Source organism: Halorussus sp. MSC15.2 (assembly GCF_010747475.1).
GTDB lineage: Archaea > Halobacteriota > Halobacteria > Halobacteriales > Haladaptataceae > Halorussus.
In genome coordinates this window covers 388,527-414,947 of sequence record NZ_VSLZ01000003.1, presented here as the reverse complement: position 1 = coordinate 414,947, position 26,421 = coordinate 388,527, and the positions used below count along the sequence as shown (strand labels likewise).

Sequence of the window (26,421 nt, the reverse complement as noted above, 5' to 3'; positions counted from 1 at the left end):
GACGGCGACGCTACTCCGGATTCGGCTCGTACCCCTCGCCGACCTTCACCCGGAGCGCGCCCGGTCGAACCGAGAGCGTCACGCGCTCGAACTCACGAATCTCGCCGTCGAGACTGAAGCTGACAGGCTCCCCGTCGAGGCTCTCGAAGTCGAGTCGTCTGGCGTGCAGTTCCGTGACGTGCGGTGTGTCGCGTTCGAGGACGCGCTGTTCGAGGTACTCGACGACCGCCTCGCTGGCGCGTAGCTGTTCGATGACGGCCACCTCCAGCAGTCCGTCCTCGGCGTCGGCCTGTCCACCCTCCTCGGCGAACTTCCGGACGTTCCCGACGAGGATGGCCTCGGCCTCGCCCGACCACTCGGTCTCGGTTCCGTCGTCGCGGACGACGTCTATCTCCGCCCGGAGACCGTCGAACTCCAGCGCCTCCTCGATGCCCGACACGAGGAACGCGACCGGGCCGAGGCTGTCCTTGCGCTCGTGAGTCGCCGCGGCGCTCGCGTCGGCGGGCAGGCCCGCGATGGCCGACAGCACGAACGGTTCGTCCCCAGCCACGCCGATGTCGAGTCGCCGGGTCTCGCCGCGGTCGGCCACCTCGAACCCGGCTTCGAGCGACTCGATGCCGAGGTCTCCGGCGAAGAAGTTCTCGGTCCCCGCGGGGACGACGCACAGCGTCACCGCGTCGAGGGCCTCGGCCCGGACCAGTCCCTGCACCACCTCGTGGAGGGTACCGTCGCCGCCGCAGACCGCGAGTACCTCGACGCCGTCGGCCGCGGCCTGCTCAGCGAGGTCGGTGCCGTGGCCCGCGCGTTCCGTCTCCACGACCGAGAACCCCCGCTCGTCGGCGAGTCGCCGGACGCGTTCGGCGTCCGTGCCACCGCCGCTCGTCGGGTTCAGAATCAGTCGGCGCGCCCCCCTCTGGCCGTCCTCCGATTGGCGGACCATACCCTCACCTACGCGCCAGTCGCCTAAATGCCCCGGGCCGGAGATGCGAGCGGAGCGGCCGGCCGCCGCCCGAGACCAGCACCCTGTTTTGCGATGCCCGAGACGCGCGCGTTCGTCGGTCGCCCGACGCGGTCCTGCCGGGCGATTCGACTCCCGAGTTAGCGTCGAAAGAACACCGCAAGGTACCCCTACCCGCGGTGTTTCATCGCAATTCGGGCACCGATGATATGTCTTGTGGTGTTTGACGCGGCGACCGATAATCGACGGTGGTCGCACCTCTCGCTATCGAGAAGGGTTCACTGATGAAAACGACGAGTCGGTGAGAACGAAGTCAGTCCTCGTCTTCGGCGAACAACTCGTCCACGGCCGACCGGGCCGCGAGTGCGGCGTCCTCGGCGATTTTCTCCTCGTCGGCCGCGTCCGGCGCGTTGAGGTACACATCTACGTCGAGGACACCGTCCTCGAACGAGACGGTCACGTCGAGGTCCTTGACCGCCGAGTTCGAGAGTCGAGATAATATCAGACCCTCGGCGGCTTCGGCGGCCGTCTGGACGACTTCGTCGTCACTCGGCATCTATGCGCCGCCGGGACCGCCGCCCATGCCCGGGCCCTGCGGACCGCCGGGGCCGCCACCGAGCATGTCCTGAAGCTCCGACTGGAGGCTCTCGAACTGCTCCTGAACGCGCTCTTCCTGCTTCTCGAGCGTCTCGACGCGGATTTCGAGACTGTCGACCTTCTCTTCGAGGTCGTCTTGGGCCTCGTCGAAGTCGGTCTTGACGAACAGTTCACCGACCTCTCGGTACATCGTAGTGTCCTCGTCGATGTTCTCGAGTTCGTCGAGGGCGTTCTGGGCCTCGGTCAGTTGCGTCTCGGCCTGATTCTTCTGGACGGCGACCTGCTGTGCGGTCTCCTGAAGGTCCTGCAGCTCTTCGAGCTTCTCCTGCGCTTCCGGTGGCAGATTACCCTGCATACCTACGGAGATGCGGCCCGGACAGAAAAACCCCCGCTTTCGGTTCTCGTCCGTCTCGCCGCGGTTCGGTCGCGCCGTCGCTGGCCACGGAGACGGGACAACGACTTACGAACGCGGGCGGCAGTTCCGGCCGCGAGTGCCGACACTCGACCTACGCCAGTCCGGACGTTCGCTCGGCGACTTCGACCAGCGACCCCCACGTGTTGCACCCCGCGCGCAGCGCCACGAGGTCGTCGGCGACGACGCGGACGACGACCGACTCGGCGTCGCGTTCGACCGCCGCCGCCGAGCGGTCGCCGTCGATTTCGCCGACCTCCTGCGCGACTGCGCGGGCCACCGCGCGGGCACGCGCAGGCGACTCGTACTCGAATCTGAGCGTCGCGTCGTGCGGTCGGGAAGACCCGTCGCTCGACGGCGTCGCGTCTCGGGTTCGGTCGTCCCTGCCGACGATGGGGTCGCCCATAGAATAGTGAGACGGCAGTTACCGCACGCCGACTTCCTTCACGTCGCGGCTCCGCTCTTTCAGGAGGACGCGGTGGCCGCAGTAGGGACACCGAACGCCGCCGTACTCGTCGAGTTCCACGTCGCGCTTACACCGCGAACACTTGTAGCTCATTCTTCGTCTTCGCCGAGGGCGGCCCGGATAGAGCGTTTGACCGTGCGGCCGGCGGGCGTCTCGGGGCGGTAGGTACCGCCGGCGTACTTATAGCCGCACTTGCCGCACTGCCAGATTCCGGTTCCCTGCCGGTCCACGTCGTCAGTGCCGCACTCGGGGCAGGTGTGGTCGTCGTTCATGTCGCTCTCAATCTCGGCGACGCGCTTGCGGGCGACACGCCCGTATCGCGCCCCGAATCGACCGGCACTGCCGGTTCGACTCTTGGTTCGGTCGGCCATAGTACTGCGAATTTACTCCGGGGCGCTGATAAAGCCTTTGAGTTCGGACCGGTCGCGCGAGCACGCGACCGTCCGTCACTCCTCGCCGTCGCGCAACGGCGGGTTGAACAGTTCGTGACCGATGACCGCGAGCGAGGCCACCAACCCGGCGATAGCGCCCGGTAGCCCCGTGAGTTGGCCCACCAGAAGCCCTCCCCCGGAGAGCAGCGGTATCAGCGCGAGGACCGCGTCGTAGTGGCTGACCATTGTGTAATTAGATATAATTACGAACCCCAAGAAGCTTGGGGCTTCCAATCGGCCTCCGTCGAGTCGCGTGGCTGGTCGGACCCGAGACTCGGAACGACGAACTACGGGACAAAATCACCGGCCGCGGTCGATTGCCCGATGGGTTCCGTGTCGGCGTCGGCCTCCTGCAAGCCCGGTTTCGGCCGGTGGCAGGCACCGTCGGCCTACTGCAGGTCGGCCTCGGCGAGCGCGTCGTTGAGGTCCGCCCGCACCTGCTCGCCGCGCTCGCGGTCCATCGCGGTGGTGACGACTCGGTTCTCCTGCACGGACGAACCGTCCCGCAGGAGCAGGCGGACGTTACCGTTCTCGTCGGCGCGGGTCGCCTTCGCGCGCACGCCGGTTCGACTGCGACCCGCCCGCGTCGATGGGACCGGGGATTATCTTCTTGACGTGCGGGTGGCCCGCGACGGTCTGGATGGCGGTCCGGCCCGCCCGATTGCCGATGAGCGTCGAGTGACTCCCCCCTAACTTCTCGGCCGGGGCGGTCTCGACGACCTCCAGCGCGCGGTCGCCCCGCGCGCGAGGACGGTCTCGACGGGACTCTCGTCGTCGTCGGTCCCGTTGCTCACGCGATAGAACGAGTAGTGGAGTTGGTCGCGGGTCGCCCGGAGGACGTCCCGGTCGCCCGCGGCGTACACCTCCTCGGGGCGCTTGCGCCGGACCTCGTCGGCGACCCGGCCCGCGAAGTTGCGGAGTTCGACCACGCCCTCCTCGCCGCCGTCCTCCGGCGTGGTCGTCACGTGGGTCTCGCCGACGACCTCCTCGTCGTCGAGCATCGTCAGCGTCGCGCGGTCGCGAGCGAGTTCCAGCACCACGGCGTCGGCGTTCGGCGTCCGACAGACCAGACAGTAGTCGCCCGGTCGTTCGATGGCGGACCCGCAGTGCCGACACTCCATGGTCGGACCTAACTCGGGTGCGGGTTTAATCTCCGTGCTTTCGTCCGGCAGTCGAGTGTCGCCCGGCGCTGGTCGTCCGTCAGGCCAACTCGTCGGGGAGTACCGACCCGGGCAGTTCCGATTCGACCGCGGAGACCGCCGTCGTCGGCCGGTCGAACGCGACCGGCGGTACCGTCCCGACGTTCGCGTCGGTCATCTCGGCGACGACCGCCGGATTCGTCCGCTCGGCGGTCGTCGCCCCCTCGAACTCGTTGAGGACGACGCCCGACACCGCGACCCCGCGCCGCCGAAGCGCCGTCACGGTCAGCGCCGTGTGGTTGAGCGTCCCGAGTCCGGACCGAGCGACGACGAGCGCCGGAACGTCGAGGTCCGCCACGAGGTCGGCGACCTCCCGCCCGTCCGCGAGCGGAACCCGCAGACCGCCGATTCCCTCGACGACGGCGACCTCGCTCCGGGCCATCGCGCGCCGACAGCCGTCTCGCAGTTCGGCGTAGTCCAGCGACTCCCCGGACTGCTCGGCCGCCACCGCCGGAGCCAGCGGCGGTTCGAGTCGCCGGAGGCAGGTGGCGGCCTCGTCGCTGCCGCACGCCTCGGCGACGAACCCGGCGTCGTCGTCCGGCGGATAGCCGGTCTGGGCCGGTTTGACGGCCCGCGCGTCGAGTCCCCGGTCCCGGAGCCGCGCCACCACTGCGGCCGTCACGACCGTCTTGCCGACGCCGGTGTCCGTCCCGACGACCGCGAGGTTCGGTCGCGCGGTCATGGCAGGTCGAGTCGAGTCGCCTCGGCCTCGAACGCGTCGAGACACGCGTCGAGGTCGTCGGCGGTGTGGGTCGCCATCGGCGCGACGCGAATCCGACTCGTACCGTCGGGGACCGTCGGCGGCCGGATAGCCGGAGCGACCACGCCCAGTTCCCGGAGTCCGTCGGCCAGCGCCACGGCGTCGGCACGGTCGCCGACCAACACCGGGAGAACGTGGGAATCGCCGAGGACGTCGAACCCGAGCGACTCCAGCCCCTCTCGGAGGTACTCGACGTTCGACCAGAACGACTCGCGGAGGTCGCCCTCCCGGGCGATGCGGAGGGCTTCACGAGCGGCCCCGGCGGCCGGCGGCGCGAGTCCCGTGGAGTAGACGAACGACCGCGCCTCGTTGACGAGCAACTCCACGAGCGACTCGTCGCCCGCGACGTACCCGCCCTGCGCGGCCAGCGCCTTCGACAGCGTTCCCATCTGGACGTCCACCCTGTCCGAGAGACCCTCGCGCTGGACGACGCCGCCACCGTCCTCGTGGAGGCCGGTCGCGTGGGCCTCGTCCACCATGACCCACGCGCCGTGGCGTTCGGCGACGTCGCAGACCGCGCCGAGGGGCGCGACCGTTCCGTCCATGCTGAACACGCTGTCGGTCACGACCAGCCAGCGCTCGTCCGCGGTCGGGTCGGTCTCGCGGGCGCGCTCGGCCATCACGGTCGCGAGCGCGTCGGCGTCGCAGTGGTCGTACACGACGGTCTCGGTCCCGGAGAGCCGACAGCCGTCCACGATGCTGGCGTGGTTCAGTTCGTCGGAGAAGACCACGTCGGGTGCGAGCGCGCCGATGGTCCCGACGTTCGCGGCGTAGCCCGACGAGAAGACGAGCGCGCGCTCGGTGCGTTTGGTCTCGGCGATGTCGCGTTCGAGCGCCCGGTGGAGGCGAGTGTCGCCCGTGACGAGTCGGCTCGCGCCCGCGCCGGTCCCCACTTCGCGCGCGGCCGCCGAGGCCGCGCGCTCGACCCGTGAGTCGTCGGCGAGTCCGAGGTAGTCGTTCGCGGCGAACACGAGTCGCTCGCGACCGAACCGCGGCCGGTCGCCCTTCGGGTCCGGGGCGAACCGGGTTCGGGCCGCGACTTCCTCCGCGGGACGGCGGTGCCGTCGGAGTCCTCGCGCCTCGCGGTCGGCGAGGACCGTCTCGGGGTCGAACCCTCTGTCGGGTGTCGCCTCTCGGTCCGACATCGCTAGAATCCCGGCATCAGTTCGGCCGGGCCGAAGACGCCGTACTCCCCCGCGCGGTTGCGCCGAATCGCGGCTTTCAGGTACCCGAGAGCGGGACCGTTGACGTTCGCGGCCATGCTGGTCGCGTCGTCGAGTTCGAAGGTGTTGGTCCCGCGCTCGCCGTCGAACGTTCGGCCGGTCACCCGGACGGTCGTCGTCGTCGGCTTCTCGTCGTTGCGAACGTCGAGGACGCCGCCGACGGTCACGTCCTCGGCGTCGCAGATGCCCGCGCGTTCGAGCAGTACGTCGTCTGCGTGTTCCATGTCCTCGAACTCGATGACGCCGTCGTGCTCCTCGACGACCGCCTCGATTTCCTCCTCGCTCATCTCGCGGGCGGTCTCCATGTCGTAGCCGTCGAGGTGGGCGATGTCCTCTCGGACCGTCCCGCGATTGTCCTCGTAGCCCGACTTGAGACCGACGCCCCACCGGATTTCGACCGCCTCGACCGCCACGAACGACTGGGCGGCGAGTGCGGCCGCCCCGGTGAGGAAGCCGGGAGTCGCGCCCGCGCCGCAGACGAAGGTGATGCCCGAGTCCGCGAACGCGTCCTCGCGGCTCTCCAGTTCGCCGATGACCCGCGAGCGCTTCAGCACGTCTATCAGCACGCCCTCGTAGTCGGCGTCGGCGAACCGCTCGGCCACGCGCGGGACGAAGTCGTGTTCGAGGTTCGGGAGTGCTATCAGCACTGCGTCGATTTCCTCGCCGAGAGCGACGACGTCGTCGATGGGCGTCGAGGTTGGTTCGCCCTGCGAGGAGGCGGCGACGCCCGCGTTCTCGCCACGTTGTTTGACGGTCGTTCCGCCGTCGGTACGAGTGTCCCCGGTTCCGTCGCCCGCGACGTTGCCTTCCGTGGCGTCGAGCAGTTCCTCGACGTCGAGACCGTCGCGGTCGATGGCGACCCCGTGGCGGTCGCAGGCCGCGACCGGCGTGAGACCGTCCTTGTAAGTGCTGACTTCGAGCGTTCGTCTGCCGATACCGCCCGTTCCGAGTACCGCGAAGTTGATGTCGTTCGTCATCGTTCAGTCGTCGGTGGCGTTCGATTCGCTGGCGGTGCTGGTCGCGGACCCCGCTGCAGTTTCGACGGCCGCTCCGTCGTCGGCTCTGGCCTTGACCGCCTCGGGGTCGAACTCGTTCTCGTCCATGTTCGGGCGCATCCCCGCGCGTTCGACTACTTCGATGTCCTCGCCGGGCGACTGGCCCTCGGTGGTGAGGTAGTCGCCGGTGAGCATCCCGTCGGCACCCGCCTCGAAGGGGAGGTGCTGTTCGTCGGCGTCGAGGTTCACCTCCCGGCCGCCGGTGAGGCGGACCCGCGCCTCGGGGTGGAGCAACCGATACACCGCGATGGTCTTCAGAATCTCCGTCGTCGAGATGTCGGCTGTCCCGTCCTCGCCGAGCGGCGTCCCCTCGACCGGGTTGAGGACGTTCACCGGGAGCGACGAGACGCCGACGTCCCGGAGCGCGAGCGCGGCGTCCACCCTGTCGGTCGGAGCCTCGCCCATCCCGAGGATGACGCCGGCACAGAGGTCCATCCCGGCCGCCTTCGCGCGTTCGAGCGTCTTCACTCGGTCCTCGAAGTCGTGAGTGGAGACGACTTCGGGGAAGTAGTCCGGCGAGGTCTCGATGTTGTGATTGTAATGGTTGATACCCTCCGCGGCGAGAATTTCGGCCTCTTCGGGGGTCAAGATGCCGAGGCTCGCGTCGACCGCGACGTCGGTCTCGTCCCGGACGAGCCGAATCGCCCTGAGGACCTCCGCCCACTCGTCGGGGCGCTTCTCCTTGCTGACGCCCTTCTCGGCGACGACGATGCCGAACCGTTGAGCGCCGTCGCGCTCGGCCCGCTTGGCGGCCTTCAGTATCTCCTTCGGGTCGAGAAAGCCGTAGTTGTCGATGCCGGTGTCGAAGTGGACCGACTGGGCGCAGAATCCGCAGTCTTCCGCGCAGCTACCCGCTTTGGCGTTCACGATGCTACAGGCGTCTACCGTGTCGTCGCCGTACTGTGCCCGCACGTAGTCCGCGGCGGGCGCGAGCGCCTCGACGGGTTGCGCTATCAGGGCGAGCGCGTCCCGCCTGTCGAGGCGCTCACCGTCGAGGACTCTGGCGACAGCGTCGTCGATAGTCGGATTACCCGTCTTGTCAACCACGTCAAAACGTTGAGTTTACGAGTCGTATAGTAGTTTGGAAAACCGAGAGAACGGTTCGAGGATTGAGGGATACGTGAGAATCGGCGGCCGTCCGCTCGTCGGTCAATCGTCCACCCGAACGCTGACACGGTTATCCGTCCCGAATCGACGCTTCACGTGGTCGTGGATTCGATGCTCGTCGCGGGGAGTTCGGTACCGCAGTTCTGACAGTAACTCGCGTCCGGCGCGACCGACGCGCCGCACTCGGGACAGGCCGTGCCCTCGCGGAGGACCCGCCTCCGGGAGTCGTTCAGATACTTGTACCCGCCGTAGACGAGGTTGACGAGACCGAACGACCACCATCCTGTCAGGATTGCCAGAATCAGGTGGACGCTCAGGCTCCCGACGTTGCGCTTGACGAGGACGACGCGTTCGGGCGTCTCGGACTCGATTCGCCACCCGTCGGCGATGGCGTCGTCGATTTGGCGCTGGAGGCGCTCGCTCCTGTTGGCGTAACTCATCTCGAACCGGGTACGACTGCTTCGGGGATATGGTTTGAGGCCTCGGCCGACGGAGAGTCGCCGTCTCGTGTCGGAAACCCGCTCCGCTACTCCTCGGCGGGGTCGTTCTTCATGAACTCCCGAAGCACCACCGTGGCGTACGACCCCTTCGGGAGCGTGAAGTCGAAGCCCACCGCTTCCTCGTCCTCGCGGTCGATTTCGAGGTCGGTCCGGACCAGAATCGCCCGCCGCGTCCCGGTCGAGTGGAACTCCCCCGGCAGGTCGAAGTCGCCCGGTTCGAGGTCCAACTCGTCCAGCACCTCGCGCTCGATTTCGCCGGGTTCCCCGTCCGCGAGTTCGGTCTCGGTCCCCACGAGCGGGGCGGTCACGAACGCCCGGCCGCGCTCGCAGTGGCGGGTGACCGTCTCGACGCGGCGCTCGGTCACCCGCTGTTCGCGGTCGGGGTCCGGTAGGGTCACGCCGTCCACCTCCTCGGCGAAACAGGCCACGTCGCCCGCGACCGGCCGGTCGAACGGAAGCCCTCGCTCCAGTCGCTCGCTCAGGATGCGGTTGAAGGCGTACGACTGGGCGGCGTTGACGAACAGGCGCTGGAGGTTCGAGGGCACGGCTTCGAGCGCCGCCCGGAAGTCCTCGGGCCGGTCACCGCCCGACTCGACCAACTGGTTGGCCATCGCGCGCTCGAAGCCGAGTCGCGGGGGGACGGCGTCGAGTGCGGCCTGCCAGTCGCGCTCCTCGAAGGCGTCGGCGGCCTCCCGGCGGGCGCGTTGGCTCCCCTCGGGTTCGGTCTCGTAGGGGTTGGCGACGTATGCCCGGACCGCCTCCTCCCACTCGCCGCGGACGACGTGGAGACCCACGTCGTGGGTGACGGGCCGCCGACTGCCGAACCGCTGCTGACCGAAGAAGTTCGGGACGCCGAGGGGACTCCCCGACCACTCGACTAGTTCGTCGCGCACCCGCTCGGCGTTGCCGGGGTTCTCGGCGTCCCGGACCGCGATTTCGAACTCGTTGCCTGCGAGGTCGCCGAACTCCAGTCCGCGTCCGGCCCGGCCCAGCACCTCGACGTCGGCGTCGTAGACGGACACCTCCGCGAGGTCCGACGGGTCCACCTTCCGGAGGGTGAACAACTGGGTCGTGACCGCGTACTTGTCCTTAGTTCCGGCCCACGAGACGCGCTCGCGGCTGATTCCCAGCGCGTCCGAGAGGCGCTTGGCGAAGTCGTTGGTGTCCCACTCCCGGAGGGTCGCCCGGACCACGAGGTGGGGGTACGCCGCGGGGTCGGCGTCTGCCGGTTCGGTGTCGAACCGCTCGACCTCCCGAACCCGGAAGTCCTCGGGCGACGCCCGGAGGCGGCCGCCGATGCCGTCACTGTCGCTGACGAAGTGTTCGATGCCGACCGCCCGCTCGACTGGGTACGCCTCGCGCATTCGTGTCGGAGTTGGTGGCCGGGTCGCTTGTATCTGACTTCCTGCGATGGGTCGGAGCTGAATCCGGAAACGAATCTCCAGTCGGCGAAGCGACGACTGCGACCACCGAGACGAACGCTCCGAAAGCCCCCGCGCGCTCGCGGTCGCTGGCCGACATATCCTCGACTCACCTTCGGTTCGTCTCGGATAGGGGTCGGCCGGACGACCACGGCCTTCGGCCGCGAGCGCGCGGCCCCTTTATCCGACCCACAGTGAGTAATCTGCCAGCGCACTACCGGTGGTTTGCGTCGTCGTCGCGCTACCGGTGGTCGGGAGGTGAAGCGCGTTCTGCGACGAAAACTCAGTACAGCGAGAGGTGACCGGTCACCTTGTCCACGAGGTCGTCGTCGGCCGGGCCGACCGCCAGCGCCGTGACCGTGCCGGGGTCGAGTTGGGTGTGGCCCGCGTCGCGGACGACGGCGTGGGGCAGGCCCTCCGCCCGGGCCTTCTCGGCGAGTTCGAAGAGTTCGTCCTCGCCGTTCCCCTTCACGACGACCTTCTTCTGGCCCTCACCCTTCCATCGCTTTCGAGTCTTCGTCCCGGTGTCCTCGTAGGCCGACAGCGAGGCGTGGGCGACCTGCGCGGCGAGTTTCCCCTGGCCCATGCCGAGGTCGGCGCGGGCGACGATGGTCTGCTTCATGGCTCCACGGACGGCCCGCGGGAATAAATCGGTGGCTACTCCCGCCCGGAAAACGACACCGTAGCGACAGAAATATCACGCCGTGCTTTGGGGGTTCTCGTATGGTCCCCACTCCGCTCTTCCGTCCGGACGCGTTCTTCGCCGAGCGCGCGCCGAATCTGAACCTCGCTCGCGCGGCGGCGGTCGTTCTCGTCGTCGCGCTGGTCTCCACGGCGGTCGTCGGCGCGTTCGGGTGGACGCTCGCACAGCGACTCACCGCCACGACCGAGATACCAAACGAGGAGCGCCCGCCCGACTGGGTCTGCGAGAACGAGGCGGGTAGCGAGGCCGAGGAGATGGTGCAGCAAGGCTGCGACGAACCGAAGCAGAAGACCGTGGTGGTCGGCGACCTGCTGTGGAGCGCGTTCACCGAGCGCCTCCCGCTGGTGTTCGTCGGCGTCCTCCTCGGGTGGCCGCTGGTCGCGCTCGGTCTCCACGTCGTCTCCGCGCTGGTGGACGGAGAGGGGTCGTTCCTCGACACCCTCGCGGTCGCCGGGTGGGGCATGCTGCCGAGCGCGGTGCAGGCGGTCGTCGGGTTCGGCTTCATGTACGCCGCGCTCGGCGGCATCGACCTCGCGGCGTCGAACCCCGAAGTGTTGGCGTCCCAGATACAGTCGTTGAGCCAGCGCGTGCGGGGCGACACCGCGGTCCTCTCGCTGGCCGGGGCGTGTTGGCAGGGGTACGTCTGGACGTTCGGACTGAAACGCGTCCACGACATCTCGACCGGCGAAGCGGCGGTCGCGGGCGGCGGCGTCGCGCTCGTCGGGTTCCTGCTGAGCGTGTTCTAACAGACCGGTTCATTTAGGCACCTCGGGTCTAACTCCCGAGTATGATACTCTCGGACGCCGACATCCTCGACCGAATGGAGGCTGGCGACCTCGTGGTCGAACCGCTGGACGACCCCGACCTCCAGATTCAACCCGCGAGCGTGGACCTGCGACTCGGCCGCGAGTTCTTGGAGTTCCAACGCACCAACATCCCCTGCATCCACCCGGACAGCGAACAGGAGGTCTCGGAGTACGTCACCGAGACCCACGTGGACGAGGGCGACGAGTTCATCCTCCACCCGGGCGACTTCGTGCTGGGGACGACGCGCGAGCGCGTCGAGATTCCGCCGGACCTGCTGGCCCACGTCGAGGGGCGGTCGTCGTTCGGCCGTCTCGCGGTCGTCATCCACGCCACCGCGGGCGTCGTGGACCCGGGGTACTGCGGCCAGATAACCCTCGAACTCTCGAATCTGGGCACCGCCCCGGTGGCGCTCACGCCCGGGACTCGCATCTCGCAACTCATCTTCACCGAACTCAAGAGCGCGTCGGACCGCCCGTACGGGGCCGACCGCGGGTCGAAGTATCAGGACCAGTCGGGACCGCAGGCCTCGAAGATTGGCGGCGACGAGGAGTTCGGCGGCGACCAGCGAACCGACGACCAGCGGGGCGACGGCGAGAGGGCGGGTGAACGCCGATGAGGTTCGCGGAGGAGATAGTGGTCGAGGAGTTTCTCCCCACCGTCCGGTCGATGCTGGCCGAGGACCTGCGCGACCGAGGGCTGACCCAGAGCGAGGTCGCGGACCTGCTCGGCATCAGTCAGAGCGCGGTGTCGAAGTACGCCAACGGCGAGGTCGAGCGCAACGAGCGCATCCTCGCGGACGAGCGCGTCCGGAACCTCGTCTCCCGGGTCGGCGAGGGACTGGCCGAGGACACGATGAGTCGTGTCGAGGCGCTGGTCGAAATCGAGATTCTGATTCGGCGACTCGAGAAGCGGGACCTCGTCGCGGAGATTCACGAGGCCCAGATGCCCGAACTCGCGGGCCACGGCGGCGACTTCGACGTTCACGACCCGGAGGGCGAACTCCGGGTGACCGAGCGCGTCCGGTCGTCGCTCCGCCGGGGCCTGACCATCGTCGAGAGCGCCAGCGGGTTCGCGTCGCTCATCCCGGCGGTCGGGTCGAACCTCTGTGAGTGCACGCCCGACGCCGACGGCATCGACGACGTGGCGGGCGTCCCCGGCCGCATCTTCGACGTGAAGGGCCAGACCACCGTCCCGTCGGAACCCGAGTTCGGCGTGAGCGAACACGTCGCCTCGCTGCTGCTCGCGGCCCGCCGGAACGGCAGCGACGTCCGCGCGGCGCTCAACGTCCGCTACGACCCGGACATCGTCGCGGCGCTCGAAGCGGACGGTCACGAGGCGGCCGAATTCGACGCCGAGTACGACGATTTGGACGCGGTGGTCGGCGCGGCCCTCCGCGACAACCCGGACGCGACCGTCCTCTACCACACCGGCGGCTACGGCATCGAACCCATCGTCTACCTGCTCGGCGACGACGCCGAGGCGGTCGCGGAGATGGCCCGGAGTCTGCTCTGAGTCGCGGACCGACCGCTCGAAAATCCCGTTCTCGCTTACCCTTGCGGCCGAGTCCGCAGCAGAATCTCGTTGTCGTCTACCTCGTCTATCCAGTCGGCGCGGAGCGGGTAGGCGTCCTCGTCGGCCTCGTGGCTCCCCCAGTCGAGCTTGGCCTTCAGTTCCTCGGTCAGACTGGGTTCGGGTTCGACGTAGGCGGTGCCGTCCCGGACTTCGGTGACGACGCCTATCTTCTCGCGGTCGGCGTCGAACACGGACGCGCCTTCGTCGTCTTCGGTGAACTCCATACGGTGAGTTCGACGTACTCGGTGAAGACGACTGCGGCCCCCGGACGGGACGACCGAGGTGGCGAACTGCGGTTGTAGGGACTCCGAGAACGACGGCCCGACACTACCTCGGGAGTCCTGCCCCCGGCCTCACTCCGAGACGTCCAGCACGATTTCCTCGTCGGTAATCTCGGCGACGCTCTCGTCGTGGACCGCGTAGGTGTTCTCGTCGATGCTACCCTGCGGGAGGCGGGTCTGCATCTCTTCGACGGTCTCCTCGTCGGCGGTGACGTGTGCCGCGCCGTGCTGTACGTCCACGACCGTCCCCACCTCCGTCCCGTCGCGGTCCACGACCCGCTTGTCCACCTCGTCCTCGGTGAGCGCGACTGTCATGACGACGGCGGTACGGCGTCGCGGTCCTTCATGCCACCGGCCGACAGACGCGAGCGACCGATACGGCCGCCCGACCGATAGGGTGGCCCGACCGTGACGGTCGCCCGAGTCAGGTCGAGTGCGTGAGTCCGTCGTCCGCCTCGGAATCTCGGTCCGCCTCCGAATCCGCGTCCGGGTCGCGGTCGCCGTCCCTTCCGGCGTCGTCGGCGTCGGGTAACGCGAGTTCGGTCGCGTCCCCGTCCGATTCGGTTTCGCCCCTGTCGCTGGTCCTCGCCGCGGTCTCGACGTCGAACGAGTCGAGGACGGCGTTCAGTTCGTCGGCGCGGTCGGCGAGCGCGGTCACGCTGTCGGCGGCGTCGGCGAGCGCCGCGGTCTGCTCCTCGGCCGCGGCCGCGACGGTCTGGGTCTCTGCGGTCGTCTCCTCGCCGATGGCCGCCACCTCTTCCACCATCGAGACGACTTCCCGGGCGGACTCTGCCTGTCGTTCCGTCGCGGCGCTCACCTCCTGAATGTCAGCGTTCGTCTCGGCCACGCCGTCGGCGACCGCCTCGAAGGCCTCGACCGCGTCGGCGACGGTCTCGGTTCCCTCGGACACCTTCCGGCGGGTCTCGCGGATGTCTGCGACGGCGTCGTCGGTCTGGTCGCGCACGCGGTCGATGGCCGACTCGATGTCTCCGGTCGCGTCCCGGGTCTGTTCGGCCAGTTCCTTCACCTCCTCGGCGACCACCGCGAAGCCGTCTCCGGCCTCGCCCGCGCGGCGGCCTCGATGGAGGCGTTGAGCGCGAGCAGGTTGGTCTGGTCGGCGATGTCGGTGATGAGCCGGGTCACGTTCTCGATGTCGGCCACGAGGTCGTTCAACTGTTCGACCGCCGCGACGGTTCGCTCGGTCTGGGTCTCGATTTCGGCGAGTTCCCGCATCGCGGCGGCGGCCGACTCGCGGCCGTCCTCGCTGTCGCGGGCCACGCGGTCGGCCCGGTCGGCGGCGTCGTCGGCGGCGGTCGATACTCGCTCGACCGTCGCCGTCAGGTCGTTCATCTCGCCGACCACCGACCGGAGGTGGTCGCGCTGGTCGGACGCGCCCTCGGATATCCGCTGGACCGACTCGCTCACGTCGGCGCTGGTCTCGGTCACGTCCGCGACTGTCTCGTCCACGAGTTCGCTCTCGTCGGCGACCGTCTCGCCGAACGTCCGCACCGACCGCAGAGTGGTCTCCCACTCGTCGAGCATCGCGTTGAACGCCCGGGCGACCTCGGCCAGCGCGTCGCTTTCGGCGTCCTCGTCCAACCGGCGGGTCAGGTCGCCGTCGGCGCACGCGGCCATCGCGTCGCCGTACTCCGCGGCCGTCGTTTCGAGGTGGTCGCGGAGGCGCTCGGCCTCCCGACGCTCGGCGTCGACTTCTCGCTTGGCCCGCTCTGCCTCGTCTCTGGCGCGCTCGGCCTCGCTCCGGGCGGTCTCTGCGCTGTCTATCTGTTCGCGGAGCGAGTTCTGCATCGCGCCGAAGGCGTCGTAGAGTCGGCCGAACTCGTCGATTCGGTCGGTCCGGAGGTCGGCGTCGAGGTTGCCCCGCTGCATCTGCTCGGCCGTCTCGGTGAGGTCTTGGAGCGTCCGAGTCTGGGTTCGCCCGAACCCGACCGCGGCGACGCCCAGTACCGCGAGGGTCGCCAGTACCATCGCGAGCAGCGTCGTTCCGACGCTGTCGCGCATGGCGTAGGCGGTCGCGGTCGGGACGTGAGTCAACACGACCCAGTCGGTTTCATCGACCGGGGCGTACCCGACGACCGACGTTCCGGCGGTCGTCAGTCCGGCCCCCTCGGCGGTGGCGTTCGCGGCGATGGCGGTCTCGTCGAAGTCGCCCTGCGTGCCGTTCTGACCGCTGTCGAGAACCGTTTCACCGGTCCCGTCCACGACTAGCGTCTCGCCGCCGTCGATGGTCTGGTGGAAGTCTCCCGCCCGCTCGGTCAGACTCGCGACGACGACCACGGCGTGTTCGGTGTTCTTCGGCGGCGAACTCACGAACGCGATAGTTCGCTCCCCGGAGACGGGACTCGCGTACGAGTCGTTGGTGACGTGGACGGCCGAGGGGTGATTCGTCTCTGCGTCGATGGTCTCGGCGTCCCACGTCGCTCCGAGGTCGCTCATGTTCCGCCCGACCACGTCGCGGGACGTACTCGCCAGCACGTCGCCCGACCGCGCTTCCACGTAGTGGACTGCGACGACCGCCTCGCTCAGCGAGTTCTGCTGGCCCAGCAGGTAGAGTCCTATCTCGTCCACGTCGCCGTTCTGGAACTGCTTGGCCTGCGAGAGCGTCTTGGTCTGTCGCTCTAGCCCGTCTATCCATCCGTCGAGTCCGTCGGCCTGTAACTCCGCGGTCGAGGTGAGTTGGCGCTGGACCTGCGACTCCAGTCGCTGCTGGGTGGTCACGTAACCGAGCGCACCGACGGTCCCGGTTACCAGCATGACCACCAGCGCGCCGACGAAGAACTTGCGGGCGTGTCGTTTCCGTACCCAGTCGGGAACGACGTCTGCCGCGTCGGCGCGCCGGAACCACCCGTCGGTATCTCTCATCGAGCGGACGTGTCTCACAGAGAGTATTAAAACCTGAGTTTATATAGGGAATATAGTTAAATGTATCTATAATATCGGGGATTAACGCTACGTATCGGGAGTTATGTGCCAATCGGGGCGGTGTTCGTTCATCTCGGTACACGGTCGTGCGGCGCGGGTCCGGACCTCAGTCGTTTTGTCGCCGGAGGTGGTAGGGCGTGGCTATGGCGACAGACGCGACGACCGCGGCGCAGCAATTCTACGGGCGGTGGGCCGACTTCTACGACTTGCTCGCACGCGCGACGCCCGGACTCGGGCGACTCCGCGCCCGGGCCGCGGACGCGCTCGCGCTCGCCCCCGGCGACACCGTGGTCGAGATGGGGTGTGGCACGGGCGCGAACTTCCCGCACCTCCGCGAGCGCGTCGGTCCCGAGGGCCGAGTCGTCGGCGTGGACTTCACGCAGGGGATGCTCACGCGCGCTCGTGACCGAATCGAGCGGGAGGGTTGGCGGAACGTCCACTGCGTCCGCGCCGACGCTACCGACGTGGCGTTCCGCGAGGACCCCGACGCCGTCCTCGCCACGTTCGTCGTGGGGATGCTGGCCGACCCCGAGGCGGCCGTAAACCGGTGGGCTGACTCGCTCGCGCCGGGCGGCCGCCTCGCGTTGCTCGACGCCGCCCAGACGTCGCGGTGGTTCGGGTGGCCCGTGAACCGGGCGTTTCGGGGACTCGTCGTCGCCTCGTCGCCCAGCGGCGTCGAGGCGTACGAGGCCGCTCCGTGGACCGTCCTCGACGAACGGGTCGCGGCGGCCCGCCGGGCGCTCCGGGAGCGCGCCGACGAGACGACACACACCGAACACGCGCTCGGCGTGGTCCGAATTACCGGCGGAAGAATCGGGTAGCCGCCGCTCGCCGTCTCTCTGGGATTCGACCGCGCCGATTCCGCACCGCAGGAGAAGTCCAGTTTGGGGTAGTGGTCGGGGATACCAGCCCCGGACGACGGATACTGACTGCCGGAGTCACGACGCCGCCGGTTCGACGCTAGCCGGCCACCGGTGTAAACCGGCGCTATCAGACAGGCCGGTCTGTCAGAGGCCGCGCCCGCATGCGGAACGCTCGCCAGCGAGAACTCGCTGCGGTCGGTTGGCGCGAGTGACGGCAGACGATTACCCGTACAGCTCGGCGTGCTTGTCGCAGAACTCGGGGTCCCGCAGTTGCGCCTCGACCACGCCCGGTTGTCGGTGGGGGTTCGAGAGCCGGCACCCTGACTCCTCGCAGAAGGTCTCGCCGGTCCGCCAGCAGTGGACCGCCTGCAGCACGTACCCCTTCAGCGCCTCGGTCGTCCGCGGGTCGTCCTCGACCAGAAACTCGCCCTCGACCTCGTTCTCCAGCACTTCGCGCGGCGGGGTGTCGCCCGAGACCAGCGCGTGTTTCTGCTTCTCCTCGTAGTACTCCTCTGGCTTGGCGGGCGCTTCGTACAGACCCGGCACCGAGACGAGCGCGGGTTGTCCGAGGACGTTCACGCGCTTGTGCCACCGGCCGTCGTGGTCGCCCCACGTGCCGACCGCGCGGTCGAGCAGGGCGACGTGGAGGTGGTCGAGGGGACGCTCGTCCTCGGGAATCGCGTCGTTCAGCGCGCGCTGGACCGCCACGCCGTCGTAGAGGACGCCGCCCTCGCGCTCGGGGTGGTCGAGCGCCCGCTCCTCGTACCGAACGATGCCCAGCATCGTGTTGCCGGTCTCGCGCTCGTGCGGCGAGAGGACTCGCGCGTCGGCGAACCGCTCGGCGAGGGTCTCGGAGTCGGCGTCGCCTTCGTTCCGGTGGACGTCCAGAAAGCGGTCGCGGACTCGAACTTCGGGGTCGCCGTCGTCACCTCCGGGGAGTCGGTCGCGGAGCCAACTGGCGATTGCGTCGGCGTCCGCGACGGCGGTAGGCGCGCGGTAGACAGTCACCGTCTCGGCCATATTCGTGGGTTGTACCACCGGGAGAAACATGTTGCGGTTCCCCGAACCACGGCAACCCCTAAGTGTCGATTGGAAGTAACTGACGTCACATGGTCCGCGCTCCCGAGTACCACGAACGCACGAAACACGCCACGAGCGACTTCCCGAACCCGGACTTGGAACTCGACTTCGAGACGATGCCCCGGCCCTTCAAATCCTTCCGCGACCGACCGGGCGAGTCGCTTCCGGGAGTCCGCGCGCCCGTCCTCCCGGCGCTGTCGGTCGTCGCAGAGACCGACGCCGACCCGCTCGACGGGACCGACCAGACCGTACGTGACCCGGTAGACGCCGTAACCGTGGCGTCGCTGTGTTACTACGCCGCGGGCATCAAAGCCGAGAGCGCCCATCCGGCCGACGAGGTCGCCCACCCGATGTACTACCGGACGGCGTCCTGTACCGGCAATCTCCACCACGCCGACGCCTACGTCGTCTGCGCCGACCTCGACGGTCTCGACGCCGGCGTCTACCACTTCGACCCCAAGACGTTCTCGCTGGACGTGTTGCGCGAAGGGGACTACCGGGGAGCGCTCGCGGACGCGGCCGGTCCCGGCGCCGGCGTCGGGGACGCGCCGGTCACCGTCGCGGTCACCTCCGAGTGGTGGCGCAACGCGTGGAAGTACCGCGAGCGAACCTACCGTCACGCGTTCTGGGACTCGGGGACCGTTCTCGCCAACCTGCTCGGGACCGCCCACGCCTTCGACCTGCCCGCGTCGGTCGTGACGGGGTTCGACGACCGTTCTGTCGCCGACCTGCTCGGCGTCGCCCCCGAGACCGAAGCCCCGCTCGAACTCGTCTCGGTCGGGCGGGGCGCGTCGGTCGGCGACTCGTCCGCGAGCGAATCGCCGGCAGTCGACCCCGTCGAACCCGAGACCGTTTCGCACCCCGACCACGACCGCTCGCACGACCTCCCGCACGAGGCGTGGGCGGAGAGCACCCTCTCGGACGGTGAGTCGGCGACGGCGTGGCGCGACCGCGTTCGCGAGGCCGGTCCGGTCGGCAGCGTCTCGCCGGGCGACGGCGAGCGCGTCCCGCTCGACCCGGTCGATTACGAGACGGAGGTGGCGCGGCCGCTGTGGAACGCCATCCGACGCCGTCGCTCCTGCCGGGAGTTCGCCGACGAACCGCTGAGCAGGCGAAAGCTCGGGACCGTCCTCGACCGGGCGACGCGGGGGGTTCCGGGCGACTGGAACGCGGGCGACGCGTCGAGTCTCCGGTTCAACGACGTGTACGTTCTCGCGACCGACGTCGAGGACGTGCCGGACGGGAGCTACCAGTTCCACCCCGACGAGGGGGCGCTGGAGCGACTGGGCGACGCGACGAGTCGGGACCAGACCCGTCTGGCGCTCGGTCAGGAGTGGGCCGGCGACGCCCACGTCAACGTCTATTGCATGACGGACGTCGATGCGGTGGTCGAGAAAGCGGGAGACCGGGGCTACCGTCTGGCGCAACTGGAGGCGGGCGTCGTACTCGGCCGGTTCTATCTGGCGACCTACGCCCACCGTCCGCTCGGCGGCACGGGCCTGACGTTCTTCGACGACGAGGTGACCGAGTTCCTCTCGCCGCGCGCCGAGAGCCAGACCTCGACGACGCTGTTCGTGCTGGGCGTGGCCGGGGACTGATGCGGGCGTTTCGCCTCTAATCGCAGCGTCCGCGCGCCGTCGGCGCGCGGTTCACGGACGCGAGCGAAGCGAGCGTCCGGGAGGTTTTCCCGATTTCACGAGGAGGGTTCCCGAAGCGAGTAAAACGAGCGGGGAAACCCGACGAAGTAAAAAGGGCTAGTCGTCAGCCGACGCGGTCCGCGTGGTCATGTCCACGGGGTCGGCGTCAACGCCGAGTTCGTCGATGGCGCACTGGGCGGCGCGCTTGCCCGAGATGAGCATCGCGCCGAAGGTCGGTCCCATCCGCGGCAGGCCGTAGGTCGTCGCGGTCGCCATCCCGGTCGCGATGAGACCGTCGTGGACGAGACCGGTGTGTTCGACCACGGCGTCCTCCGACTTGCCGACCCACATCGAGTCGTGGCCCGGGGAGTCGTGGCCCGGCGCGCCGTAGGAGTCGTCGCCGGTCTGGTCCATACCGGTCGCGTTCTCCTTCGCGTCGCCGATGCCGGGCGCGTCGAGCACGCCGCGCTCGTCGAGTTTCGAGACGGCCATGGCGTCGTGACCCGTCGCGTCGATGACGAGGTCGGCCTCCACGGCGATGGGGTCCACGCAGGTTATCTCGCGCGGGAGCGCGTGGACCGGCGTCCAGTTCATCACGATGCCGCCGACGCGGTGGTCCTCCCGAATCACGATGTCGGTGAACTCCGTCATGTTCTGCATCTTCGCGCCCGCGTCGCAGGCCGCCTTGATGAGACCGGAACAGGCCTCGGGTCCGTTGGCCACGTAGAGACCTTCGGAGTCCTGCGACGCCTTGTAGTCCACGTCGAGTTCGTCGAGCACCTGCTGGGCCGGGTCCCGGACCGTCACCTTGTTCATCAGGAAGCCGCCGAGCCAGAACCCGCCGCCGAGGTAGTTGTTCTTCTCGACGACCATCGTCTGGACGCCGCGTTCGGAGAGTTCCTTGGCGGCCGTCAGTCCCGACGGACCGCCGCCGACGATGATGACGTCACTGTCCGAGAAGTCCATGAACTCCTCGGTCCACTCCTGTCCGATAGCGCGGGTGACTTCCGCCTCGCCGACGTCGCTGAACTGGTCGAATTCGCTCATACAACTAAGTGGTATTACGGCGTGGTTGAAAGAGGTTCCGAATTGAGTGCGTGACGGTGACACCGTCAACTCGGCGCGCGCTGGCATCCTCGGGAGAGAAGCGACCGAGGGTTCGGAAGACGCGGTTCGTCTTCCGGCGCGACTCCATGTCGAACCTTTCCCGTGCGAGTGACGACCGGACGCAGTGAGAGAGGAGGTTGGAGAGGGCTGAGGGCGGTGCTGTGCGGTTGCGGTAACTCGGAGGTGGCGGCAGTAGCTAGCTACAGCGTCGTATCGTCTCGGAATCGAACGTGGACTACAACCCGACCCTCGCAATCGAAAACCGGCCCAAACCCCCGACACCCGTGATATCTCGACTCTCGGAAGCGTTATCCGTGCGTCCGGCCTCTCTATAGTTGCAATGGCAAACGGAACTGTTGATTTCTTCAACGACACAGGCGGCTACGGTTTCATCTCTACCGACGACGCGGACGACGACGTGTTCTTCCACATGGAGGACGTTGGCGGTCCCGACCTCGAAGAGGGAACTGACATCGAATTCGACATCGAAGACGCCCCCAAGGGTCCCCGCGCGACGAACGTCGTCCGGGCGTAAGTCGGAAAACACGTCGCGCTACGCGACACACAGTACTGCGATTTTTACGAATACTCACGATACCGACGAGTCGAAGCTACCGTCCGGTCGCGTTCAGAAGACGGTCCGCAGGTCCGACCCGTACTCGCTGTCGGCGTACCGATTCCGTTCGCTCCAGTCGGCGACGCTCTGGCCGACCGCGTCGAGCGCCTCGACGAGGTGGTCGGTCGTCACCGCCTCGCCCTCCCGGAGCGCCGCTCGCGCAGCGCTCTGGGCGACCGACCGGAGGTCGCTGACGTTGTCGCCCGTCGACGCTTCGAGCACGACGTCCCAGTCCACGTCGCCGAGGAGGCGGTCGTCCAGCGCCTCGCGCAGGACCGCCTCGCGGGTCTCCTCGTCCGGGAGCGGAACCTCGACGCGGTCGGCGAAACAGCCCGCGTGCAACACCGAATCGGCGACGTCCTCGACGAGGTGGGTCGTCCCGACGACGAACACCTCCGGCGGTGCCGCGTCCAGTTCGGCAGCGAGGCGGTGGGAGAGTCCCCGGTCGCTCGCGCCTCGGCCGCCGGGCGTGAGCGCGTCGAGGTCGTCCACGAACAGCACGCAGGGCGCGTTCGCTCGCGCCACCTCGAACGCGTCCCCGACGTTCTCCTCGGGCGTCCCGTCCCACTCCACGGCCAACGCCGGTGGCGTCACGCGAAGGTACGGCCAGCCGAGTTCGCCCGCGATAGCCCGGCTCAGGTAGGTCTTCCCGCACTCCGGCGGGCCGTACAGTAAGACGCCGTCCGGTGAATCGACGCCGTAGTCCTCGTACTGCTCGGGATTTTCGAGTTGGTCGAGGACGCGCTCCCGGAGCGCGGTGGTCGTCTCCGTCATCCCGGGGACGGCCGTGAAGTCCCGCGACGGCGGCGCGTCGAGGAGTTGCTCCGCGTCCAGCGAGACGCCCGGGGGCTGTCGGACGCCCTCCTCGTCGGCCGCGACGTCCGCCGCCACGTCGTACTGGTCGAGCCATCCGGCGATGCTCGTCTCCACCTCGTCGGCGGCCGAGAGCAGATGCGCCTCGCCGATGTCGGCGTCGTCCGCGAGCGCGGCCCGCGCCGCGCGTTCGGCGACGAGTTCGAGGTCGCTGGCGGCGTAGCCCGCGGTCCGCTCGACCGCCTCCGTCAGCGAGAGTTCCGACGCCGTGGGCCGCCCGTCGAGGTGGACCTCGAGAATCGCCTCACGCGCCTCGGCGTCCGGCGGGGTCACTTCGACGCGCTCGTCGAACCGGCCCGAACGCAACACCGCGTCGTCCACGTCCTCCACGAGATTGGTCGCGGCCAACACCACCACGTCGTCGTCGCTCGCGCCTTCGAGTTCCGTCAGCAGTTGGTTGACCATCTGCTGTTCGGTGTTGGTCATCCGTCCGCTCCGGTCGCTGGCCACGGCGTCTATCTCGTCGATGAACACCAGACACGGTGCGTTGGCGCGAGCGACCGCGAACACGTCGGCGACGTTGTCGGCCGCCTCGCCGACCCACTTGCTGGTCAGGTCGCTGGGCGAGACCGAGAGGAAGTGGCGGTCGAGTTCGCCCGCCAGCGCTCCGGCGACGTGGGTCTTTCCGCACCCCGGCGGACCGTACAGCAACACGCCGTCGGTGACGCCCAGTCCGTACTTCTCGTACTTCTCGGGTTCTTCGAGCGGCTTTAGGACCAACTCCCTGAGCGTCTCCTTCAGGTCGCTCATGCCGCCCACGTCGGCGAAGTCGCGCTCCGGGTCGGTCTCCAGAATCGAGGAGACCGACAACTCTACGTCGTCGGGTACTGTTATCTCGGAGTCCGTCTCCTCCGGCGGGTTCCCGGCGGACGCCCCGCCTCTCCCGACGCTCAGGTCGGACGAACTCTGCGACTCCTTGCCGGGTCGGGTCCCCGTCTCGTCGGCGGGCCGACTCTCCGTCCCGTCGCGTGTGTCCGACGGCGCGCGCTCCTCGAACGGCGTCGGGTCGTCGAGGCGGGCTACTTCCCGAACTCGCGAGAGTAACGCCGGGTCGCCAGCGACGTGGTCCGAGAGCCACGTCTCCTCGCGGGCGGAGTCGTCGGTCTCGACCCACCCGACGTCGCGGAAGGCGACGACGCGCTCGCTGTTCGCGGTCTCACCGCCGAACTGGGCGAGCCAAAACGGAAGGTAGAGTCTGGTCGCATCCTCTATTTCGACCGGTCCCGACGGGTCGAAGTCGGCGGGCAGTCCGAACCGTTCCCGGAGTTCGGTGACCGAGTCGTCGTCGGTCCGTCGCAGGGTGTCGGCCAGTTCGCTCGTGGCGGTCCGCTTCGAGCGCACGAACTCCAGCGGGAGCACGGACTCCGGACCGGCGTGAGTCCCCAGTCGGTACTGACCGACGAGCGAGACAGGAATCGGCGACCCGCTCTTCTCGGCGAACGCCGCGAGGTCCGGTTCGTGGCCCGCGTCGAGTCCGTCGAGCAGGACGTTGATTCGTGCGGCCACCGGTTCGGGGTCTCCGGACGGCCGGTACGCGACGCGGACCCTGACCGCGGGATAGAGGACGCGACAGAGTCTGAGGAGTCGCTGGTCGGCGAGAGCCTCGTCCACGTCGGCGAGCGCGTCGCGAACCGACTCGGGTCCGGGTAGCGTGCGGTCGATATAGCGGACCTCGTACTCGCTCACGGCGATATCCCCCCGAGGAGTGCGTTTCGAAGCGTCATGTAATCGTCACGTAGTTGTGTTCGAGAGGTAAAAAGATGTAGCAACCGCTCCGTCTCAGTCGAGGTCGCCCTGCCGAATCGCCCGCTCTGCTTGCTCCAGCGCCGCCTCGCGGTCGAACTCCGAGACGATGGCTTCCAACTCCTCGCGCGAGGCGTCTTGCAACTCCCGTGCGTGCTTCGTCACGTTCGGCACGGCCCGGACGATGTTGTCGATAATCGGGACGGCGGCGACCCGGGCCGACCGCGACATCGGGTTCAGGTCCACGACGATTTCGGTTTTGCCCATCGCCGAGAGCGCCTCGGCCCGGTCGCCGTCCTCCAGCGGAACGAGGACCACGTCGGCGTCGTAGATACCGTCCTCGTCCACCTTCGCGCGCTCGTGGTCGAGTCCCGGAATCCGGGCGTCGGCCGCGAGACCCTTCACGTCGGTCGCGCCGTGGTCGCGGAGGTGGTCGGCGATGGCCGCCATGCGCTCTTCGGTCCGGTTGAACAGGTTCACTTCGAGGTCGGCACCGACCGCGTCCGCCAGTTCCACCATCTCCCCCGGCACGAGCGCCGCGACGTTGCCGTTGACCGAGAGGACCGCGTGGTCGGCCAGCAGGAGTCGGGCCGCGGCCGCGCGCTCCGCTCGGTCGGCGCTCGGAATCGTCTCCTCGCCGAGCAGGTAGTCGTACGCCTCGCCTCGGCCCTGCGCGATGAGACCCTGCTTGCTGGTGATGCCCTTCTCGACGCCCGCCTCGATTCGGTGTCTGGTCCGGAGCGACTCGGCGCGCGGATGGTCGTCGGGAATCTCGGTCATGCCCTGTCGTCGGGACTGAAGCGTGAAAAAGCGGTCTGATTCGGTCACGAGTGGTCGTGACGGAGCTATCGGTCTACCTCTGACGAGCGATACGTCAGCAGTAAATCTCGGCGGACGTCGGCGTGCAGACGGTCCCACCGCCGCCACCACACTGGGTGGAAATACCACTGAGTGAACACTTTGCCGGGTCCTCGTTCGCGACGAACGCGTCGAGCGACGAGACCGGAATCGCCTCGTCGTTTACGTTCTCCGTGCTCGAAACACCGGCGGCGGTTGTCGTGGCGGCCAACGATAGGACGAGTACCGTAACGAGTAGGGTTCGGGTCGGCGAGTTCATCATTATTTTTCTGCCAGCGTGAACCGGCAACTACCACGCCTCAGAGTTATAATAAGTAATTTTCTGTTAGTTACAATATCTTTCTCCCGTACATTATTTATCGGATATGTCAGCCCATCCGTAGCGTCGCACCAGCGGGGTGGGTCTCGCAGGTCTCGGCGTCGTAGCCCGCACGCGACAGGCCGTTGCCGAGCGCGAACACGGTCTCGCCCAGCATCGCCATTGCGGCCTCGCCGCCCTCCTCGCGCACGTCGGCGAGGACGCTCTCGACCTCCGGCGTGAGCAGGTCGGCCTCCCGAGCGAACTCGCGGGAGGACTCCATCAGCGTCGGCAGGGTGGGTTCCTCGACGAGTTCGACCAGTCTGTCCACGCCGACCTTCGAGAGTCGGTCGGTGTCGCCCGACAGCACGGCCGACGTCGAGCGCTCGCCCAGCGTCAGGTACTCGACGCGCGTTCGGCCGGGAACGCCGTCGAGGCGGTTGTACTCGGGCGCGCCGGGGTCGAGTCGAATCGGGACGCCGCCGCGGGCTTGGGCCACCACGTCGCCGAGACCGGTCCCGGCCTCGACCTCCGCGGCGTGGGCGATGGTCGTCAGTTCGTTCTCCGAGCGTCCGCAGTCGAAGACGCGGTTGGCGGCCAGCGCGGTTCCGAGTGCGGTCGCTCCCGAGACGCCGAAGCCAGCGCCGACGGGGAGGTCGGTTGTCGCGGTCACGCGCGCTTCCACGTCGAGCGCCGAAAGGACTCGCGTCACCGCTTCGACCGCGGCGGATTCGTCGTTCAACTGCATCGACGTCTCGGCGGCGGGTTCGACCTCGACGGTCACGCCGTCCGAGAGCGTCAGCCCTGCACCTCTGGACCCCGTCTGCTCGGGGTCGTCGGCGTCGTGGACGCTGAAGAAGCCGGTGACGTGGCCCGGCACGAACGCCCGCGACGAGTCGTCGGTCATACTCTCA

General features: G+C 68.4%; 28 protein-coding genes and 2 pseudogenes. 7 read left to right on the top strand and 23 right to left on the bottom strand.

What is annotated here, in order from left to right:
* Positions 1-10: 10 nt before the first annotated feature.
* The 15 genes and pseudogenes from FXF75_RS13420 to pth2 all read right to left on the bottom strand — a co-directional run bounded on the left by FXF75_RS13420 (position 11) and on the right by pth2 (position 10,751).
* The gene (locus FXF75_RS13420; protein WP_163522378.1) at positions 11-940 is read right to left on the bottom strand and encodes a diacylglycerol kinase family protein; all 930 of its coding nucleotides are present in this window, start codon (positions 938-940) and stop codon (positions 11-13) included.
* A 331-nt stretch (positions 941-1,271) separates the two neighbouring features.
* Positions 1,272-1,514, bottom strand: coding sequence for a DUF3194 domain-containing protein (locus tag FXF75_RS13415; protein ID WP_163522377.1), 243 nt, complete (start codon positions 1,512-1,514; stop codon positions 1,272-1,274).
* Positions 1,515-1,910, bottom strand: coding sequence for a prefoldin subunit beta (locus tag FXF75_RS13410; RefSeq protein ID WP_163522376.1), 396 nt, complete (start codon positions 1,908-1,910; stop codon positions 1,515-1,517).
* A gap of 151 nt (positions 1,911-2,061) precedes the next feature.
* Complete coding sequence (locus FXF75_RS13405) at positions 2,062-2,373, bottom strand: KEOPS complex subunit Pcc1 (RefSeq protein ID WP_163522375.1); 312 nt, start codon at positions 2,371-2,373, stop codon at positions 2,062-2,064.
* An 18-nt stretch (positions 2,374-2,391) separates the two neighbouring features.
* Positions 2,392-2,526, bottom strand: coding sequence for a DNA-directed RNA polymerase subunit P (locus FXF75_RS13400; protein ID WP_135827932.1), 135 nt, complete (start codon positions 2,524-2,526; stop codon positions 2,392-2,394).
* Positions 2,523-2,804 (bottom strand): 50S ribosomal protein L37ae, encoded by a 282-nt coding sequence (locus tag FXF75_RS13395; RefSeq protein WP_163522374.1) that lies wholly within the window; start codon positions 2,802-2,804, stop codon positions 2,523-2,525. The genes FXF75_RS13400 and FXF75_RS13395 overlap by 4 nt, the downstream gene beginning before the upstream one ends.
* A 75-nt stretch (positions 2,805-2,879) precedes the next feature.
* On the bottom strand, positions 2,880-3,050 hold the full coding sequence (locus tag FXF75_RS22155; RefSeq protein ID WP_205427558.1) for a hypothetical protein: 171 nt from the start codon (positions 3,048-3,050) through the stop codon (positions 2,880-2,882).
* Positions 3,051-3,253: 203 nt separating this feature from the next.
* Positions 3,254-3,985 (bottom strand): annotated as a pseudogene (locus tag FXF75_RS13390) (DUF2103 domain-containing protein).
* A gap of 79 nt (positions 3,986-4,064) precedes the next feature.
* Complete coding sequence (bioD, locus tag FXF75_RS13385) at positions 4,065-4,745, bottom strand: dethiobiotin synthase (protein ID WP_163522373.1); 681 nt, start codon at positions 4,743-4,745, stop codon at positions 4,065-4,067.
* Entirely contained in the window at positions 4,742-5,968 is a 1,227-nt protein-coding gene (locus FXF75_RS13380; RefSeq protein WP_163522372.1) for an 8-amino-7-oxononanoate synthase, read from the bottom strand. The genes bioD and FXF75_RS13380 overlap by 4 nt, the downstream gene beginning before the upstream one ends.
* A gap of 2 nt (positions 5,969-5,970) precedes the next feature.
* On the bottom strand, positions 5,971-7,023 hold the full coding sequence (locus FXF75_RS13375; RefSeq protein ID WP_163522371.1) for a transcriptional regulator: 1,053 nt from the start codon (positions 7,021-7,023) through the stop codon (positions 5,971-5,973).
* A gap of 3 nt (positions 7,024-7,026) precedes the next feature.
* Positions 7,027-8,148 (bottom strand): biotin synthase BioB, encoded by a 1,122-nt coding sequence (bioB, locus tag FXF75_RS13370; RefSeq protein ID WP_163522370.1) that lies wholly within the window; start codon positions 8,146-8,148, stop codon positions 7,027-7,029.
* A gap of 152 nt (positions 8,149-8,300) precedes the next feature.
* Entirely contained in the window at positions 8,301-8,648 is a 348-nt protein-coding gene (locus tag FXF75_RS13365) for a zinc ribbon domain-containing protein (RefSeq protein WP_163522369.1), read from the bottom strand.
* An 86-nt stretch (positions 8,649-8,734) separates the two neighbouring features.
* Positions 8,735-10,072 (bottom strand): tRNA pseudouridine(13) synthase TruD, encoded by a 1,338-nt coding sequence (truD, locus tag FXF75_RS13360; protein WP_163522368.1) that lies wholly within the window; start codon positions 10,070-10,072, stop codon positions 8,735-8,737.
* Positions 10,073-10,412: 340 nt separating this feature from the next.
* Positions 10,413-10,751, bottom strand: a complete 339-nt coding sequence (gene pth2 / locus FXF75_RS13355) for a peptidyl-tRNA hydrolase Pth2 (protein ID WP_163522367.1) — start codon at positions 10,749-10,751, stop codon at positions 10,413-10,415.
* A 101-nt stretch (positions 10,752-10,852) separates the two neighbouring features.
* On the opposite strand from pth2, the gene FXF75_RS13350 reads away from it, so the two are divergent.
* From FXF75_RS13350 to FXF75_RS13340, 3 genes are read left to right on the top strand one after another with little or no spacing between them, the layout of a single operon-like run.
* Entirely contained in the window at positions 10,853-11,578 is a 726-nt protein-coding gene (locus FXF75_RS13350) for a Yip1 family protein (protein WP_163522366.1), read from the top strand.
* Positions 11,579-11,619: 41 nt separating this feature from the next.
* On the top strand, positions 11,620-12,255 hold the full coding sequence (dcd, locus tag FXF75_RS13345) for a dCTP deaminase (protein WP_163522365.1): 636 nt from the start codon (positions 11,620-11,622) through the stop codon (positions 12,253-12,255).
* Entirely contained in the window at positions 12,252-13,151 is a 900-nt protein-coding gene (locus tag FXF75_RS13340; protein WP_163522364.1) for a thiamine-phosphate synthase family protein, read from the top strand. The genes dcd and FXF75_RS13340 overlap by 4 nt, the downstream gene beginning before the upstream one ends.
* A gap of 35 nt (positions 13,152-13,186) precedes the next feature.
* Here the strand turns inward: FXF75_RS13340 and FXF75_RS13335 are convergent, their stop codons facing one another.
* From FXF75_RS13335 to FXF75_RS22695, 3 genes and pseudogenes are all read right to left on the bottom strand, one after another.
* Positions 13,187-13,435: a PRC-barrel domain containing protein gene (locus FXF75_RS13335; RefSeq protein WP_163522363.1), complete on the bottom strand. Its 249-nt coding sequence runs from the start codon at positions 13,433-13,435 to the stop codon at positions 13,187-13,189.
* A 129-nt stretch (positions 13,436-13,564) separates the two neighbouring features.
* Positions 13,565-13,807, bottom strand: coding sequence for a PRC-barrel domain containing protein (locus tag FXF75_RS13330; protein ID WP_163522362.1), 243 nt, complete (start codon positions 13,805-13,807; stop codon positions 13,565-13,567).
* A 109-nt stretch (positions 13,808-13,916) separates the two neighbouring features.
* Positions 13,917-15,478, bottom strand: a pseudogene (locus FXF75_RS22695) (methyl-accepting chemotaxis protein).
* Positions 15,479-16,575: 1,097 nt separating this feature from the next.
* On the opposite strand from FXF75_RS22695, the gene FXF75_RS13315 reads away from it, so the two are divergent.
* The gene (locus FXF75_RS13315; protein ID WP_163522359.1) at positions 16,576-17,253 is read left to right on the top strand and encodes a class I SAM-dependent methyltransferase; all 678 of its coding nucleotides are present in this window, start codon (positions 16,576-16,578) and stop codon (positions 17,251-17,253) included.
* A gap of 264 nt (positions 17,254-17,517) precedes the next feature.
* On the opposite strand, the gene FXF75_RS13310 is transcribed toward FXF75_RS13315, so the two are convergent.
* A complete protein-coding gene (locus FXF75_RS13310) occupies positions 17,518-18,315 on the bottom strand; it encodes a DUF7001 family protein (RefSeq protein WP_163522358.1) in 798 nt (265 codons plus the stop codon).
* A gap of 89 nt (positions 18,316-18,404) precedes the next feature.
* On the opposite strand from FXF75_RS13310, the gene FXF75_RS13305 reads away from it, so the two are divergent.
* Positions 18,405-19,973 carry a SagB/ThcOx family dehydrogenase gene (locus FXF75_RS13305; RefSeq protein WP_163522357.1) on the top strand — a complete coding sequence of 523 codons (1,569 nt, stop codon included), beginning with the start codon at positions 18,405-18,407 and terminating at the stop codon, positions 19,971-19,973.
* Positions 19,974-20,129: 156 nt separating this feature from the next.
* Here FXF75_RS13305 and FXF75_RS13300 read toward each other — a convergent pair whose 3' ends face one another.
* The gene (locus tag FXF75_RS13300; protein WP_163522356.1) at positions 20,130-21,059 is read right to left on the bottom strand and encodes a sulfide-dependent adenosine diphosphate thiazole synthase; all 930 of its coding nucleotides are present in this window, start codon (positions 21,057-21,059) and stop codon (positions 20,130-20,132) included.
* 400 nt (positions 21,060-21,459) lie between these two features.
* On the opposite strand from FXF75_RS13300, the gene FXF75_RS13295 reads away from it, so the two are divergent.
* Positions 21,460-21,654, top strand: a complete 195-nt coding sequence (locus FXF75_RS13295; RefSeq protein WP_135826496.1) for a cold-shock protein — start codon at positions 21,460-21,462, stop codon at positions 21,652-21,654.
* Between the two features lie 93 nt (positions 21,655-21,747).
* Here the strand turns inward: FXF75_RS13295 and FXF75_RS23335 are convergent, their stop codons facing one another.
* A complete protein-coding gene (locus tag FXF75_RS23335) occupies positions 21,748-24,294 on the bottom strand; it encodes an ATP-binding protein (protein ID WP_163522355.1) in 2,547 nt (848 codons plus the stop codon).
* 93 nt (positions 24,295-24,387) lie between these two features.
* On the bottom strand, positions 24,388-25,131 hold the full coding sequence (locus tag FXF75_RS13285; protein WP_163522354.1) for a 4-phosphopantoate--beta-alanine ligase: 744 nt from the start codon (positions 25,129-25,131) through the stop codon (positions 24,388-24,390).
* Between the two features lie 122 nt (positions 25,132-25,253).
* Between FXF75_RS13285 and FXF75_RS13280 the strand changes: the two genes are divergently transcribed.
* Positions 25,254-25,490 carry a hypothetical protein gene (locus FXF75_RS13280; RefSeq protein ID WP_163522353.1) on the top strand — a complete coding sequence of 79 codons (237 nt, stop codon included), beginning with the start codon at positions 25,254-25,256 and terminating at the stop codon, positions 25,488-25,490.
* An 87-nt stretch (positions 25,491-25,577) separates the two neighbouring features.
* On the opposite strand, the gene FXF75_RS13275 is transcribed toward FXF75_RS13280, so the two are convergent.
* Complete coding sequence (locus tag FXF75_RS13275; RefSeq protein ID WP_163522352.1) at positions 25,578-26,414, bottom strand: pantoate kinase; 837 nt, start codon at positions 26,412-26,414, stop codon at positions 25,578-25,580.
* Positions 26,415-26,421: the final 7 nt, after the last annotated feature.

What these genes read in the sequence shown, in the direction of transcription:
- FXF75_RS13410 (WP_163522376.1), bottom strand. Translation starts at nt 1,910, where the DNA reads ATGCAGGGTAATCTGCCACCGGAAGCGCAGGAGAAGCTCGAAGAGCTG.
- FXF75_RS13275 (WP_163522352.1), bottom strand. Translation starts at nt 26,414, where the DNA reads ATGACCGACGACTCGTCGCGGGCGTTCGTGCCGGGCCACGTCACCGGC.
- FXF75_RS13405 (WP_163522375.1), bottom strand. Translation starts at nt 2,373, where the DNA reads ATGGGCGACCCCATCGTCGGCAGGGACGACCGAACCCGAGACGCGACG.
- FXF75_RS13350 (WP_163522366.1), top strand. Translation starts at nt 10,853, where the DNA reads ATGGTCCCCACTCCGCTCTTCCGTCCGGACGCGTTCTTCGCCGAGCGC.
- FXF75_RS13330 (WP_163522362.1), bottom strand. Translation starts at nt 13,807, where the DNA reads ATGACAGTCGCGCTCACCGAGGACGAGGTGGACAAGCGGGTCGTGGAC.
- FXF75_RS13375 (WP_163522371.1), bottom strand. Translation starts at nt 7,023, where the DNA reads ATGACGAACGACATCAACTTCGCGGTACTCGGAACGGGCGGTATCGGC.
- FXF75_RS13400 (WP_135827932.1), bottom strand. Translation starts at nt 2,526, where the DNA reads ATGAGCTACAAGTGTTCGCGGTGTAAGCGCGACGTGGAACTCGACGAG.
- FXF75_RS13300 (WP_163522356.1), bottom strand. Translation starts at nt 21,059, where the DNA reads ATGAGCGAATTCGACCAGTTCAGCGACGTCGGCGAGGCGGAAGTCACC.
- FXF75_RS13305 (WP_163522357.1), top strand. Translation starts at nt 18,405, where the DNA reads ATGGTCCGCGCTCCCGAGTACCACGAACGCACGAAACACGCCACGAGC.
- FXF75_RS13415 (WP_163522377.1), bottom strand. Translation starts at nt 1,514, where the DNA reads ATGCCGAGTGACGACGAAGTCGTCCAGACGGCCGCCGAAGCCGCCGAG.
- pth2 (WP_163522367.1), bottom strand. Translation starts at nt 10,751, where the DNA reads ATGAAGCAGACCATCGTCGCCCGCGCCGACCTCGGCATGGGCCAGGGG.
- truD (WP_163522368.1), bottom strand. Translation starts at nt 10,072, where the DNA reads ATGCGCGAGGCGTACCCAGTCGAGCGGGCGGTCGGCATCGAACACTTC.
- FXF75_RS13310 (WP_163522358.1), bottom strand. Translation starts at nt 18,315, where the DNA reads ATGGCCGAGACGGTGACTGTCTACCGCGCGCCTACCGCCGTCGCGGAC.
- FXF75_RS13295 (WP_135826496.1), top strand. Translation starts at nt 21,460, where the DNA reads ATGGCAAACGGAACTGTTGATTTCTTCAACGACACAGGCGGCTACGGT.
- FXF75_RS22155 (WP_205427558.1), bottom strand. Translation starts at nt 3,050, where the DNA reads ATGGTCAGCCACTACGACGCGGTCCTCGCGCTGATACCGCTGCTCTCC.
- bioD (WP_163522373.1), bottom strand. Translation starts at nt 4,745, where the DNA reads ATGACCGCGCGACCGAACCTCGCGGTCGTCGGGACGGACACCGGCGTC.
- FXF75_RS13380 (WP_163522372.1), bottom strand. Translation starts at nt 5,968, where the DNA reads ATGTCGGACCGAGAGGCGACACCCGACAGAGGGTTCGACCCCGAGACG.
- FXF75_RS13285 (WP_163522354.1), bottom strand. Translation starts at nt 25,131, where the DNA reads ATGACCGAGATTCCCGACGACCATCCGCGCGCCGAGTCGCTCCGGACC.
- dcd (WP_163522365.1), top strand. Translation starts at nt 11,620, where the DNA reads ATGATACTCTCGGACGCCGACATCCTCGACCGAATGGAGGCTGGCGAC.
- FXF75_RS13315 (WP_163522359.1), top strand. Translation starts at nt 16,576, where the DNA reads ATGGCGACAGACGCGACGACCGCGGCGCAGCAATTCTACGGGCGGTGG.
- FXF75_RS13395 (WP_163522374.1), bottom strand. Translation starts at nt 2,804, where the DNA reads ATGGCCGACCGAACCAAGAGTCGAACCGGCAGTGCCGGTCGATTCGGG.
- FXF75_RS13335 (WP_163522363.1), bottom strand. Translation starts at nt 13,435, where the DNA reads ATGGAGTTCACCGAAGACGACGAAGGCGCGTCCGTGTTCGACGCCGAC.
- FXF75_RS13365 (WP_163522369.1), bottom strand. Translation starts at nt 8,648, where the DNA reads ATGAGTTACGCCAACAGGAGCGAGCGCCTCCAGCGCCAAATCGACGAC.
- FXF75_RS13340 (WP_163522364.1), top strand. Translation starts at nt 12,252, where the DNA reads ATGAGGTTCGCGGAGGAGATAGTGGTCGAGGAGTTTCTCCCCACCGTC.
- FXF75_RS13420 (WP_163522378.1), bottom strand. Translation starts at nt 940, where the DNA reads ATGGTCCGCCAATCGGAGGACGGCCAGAGGGGGGCGCGCCGACTGATT.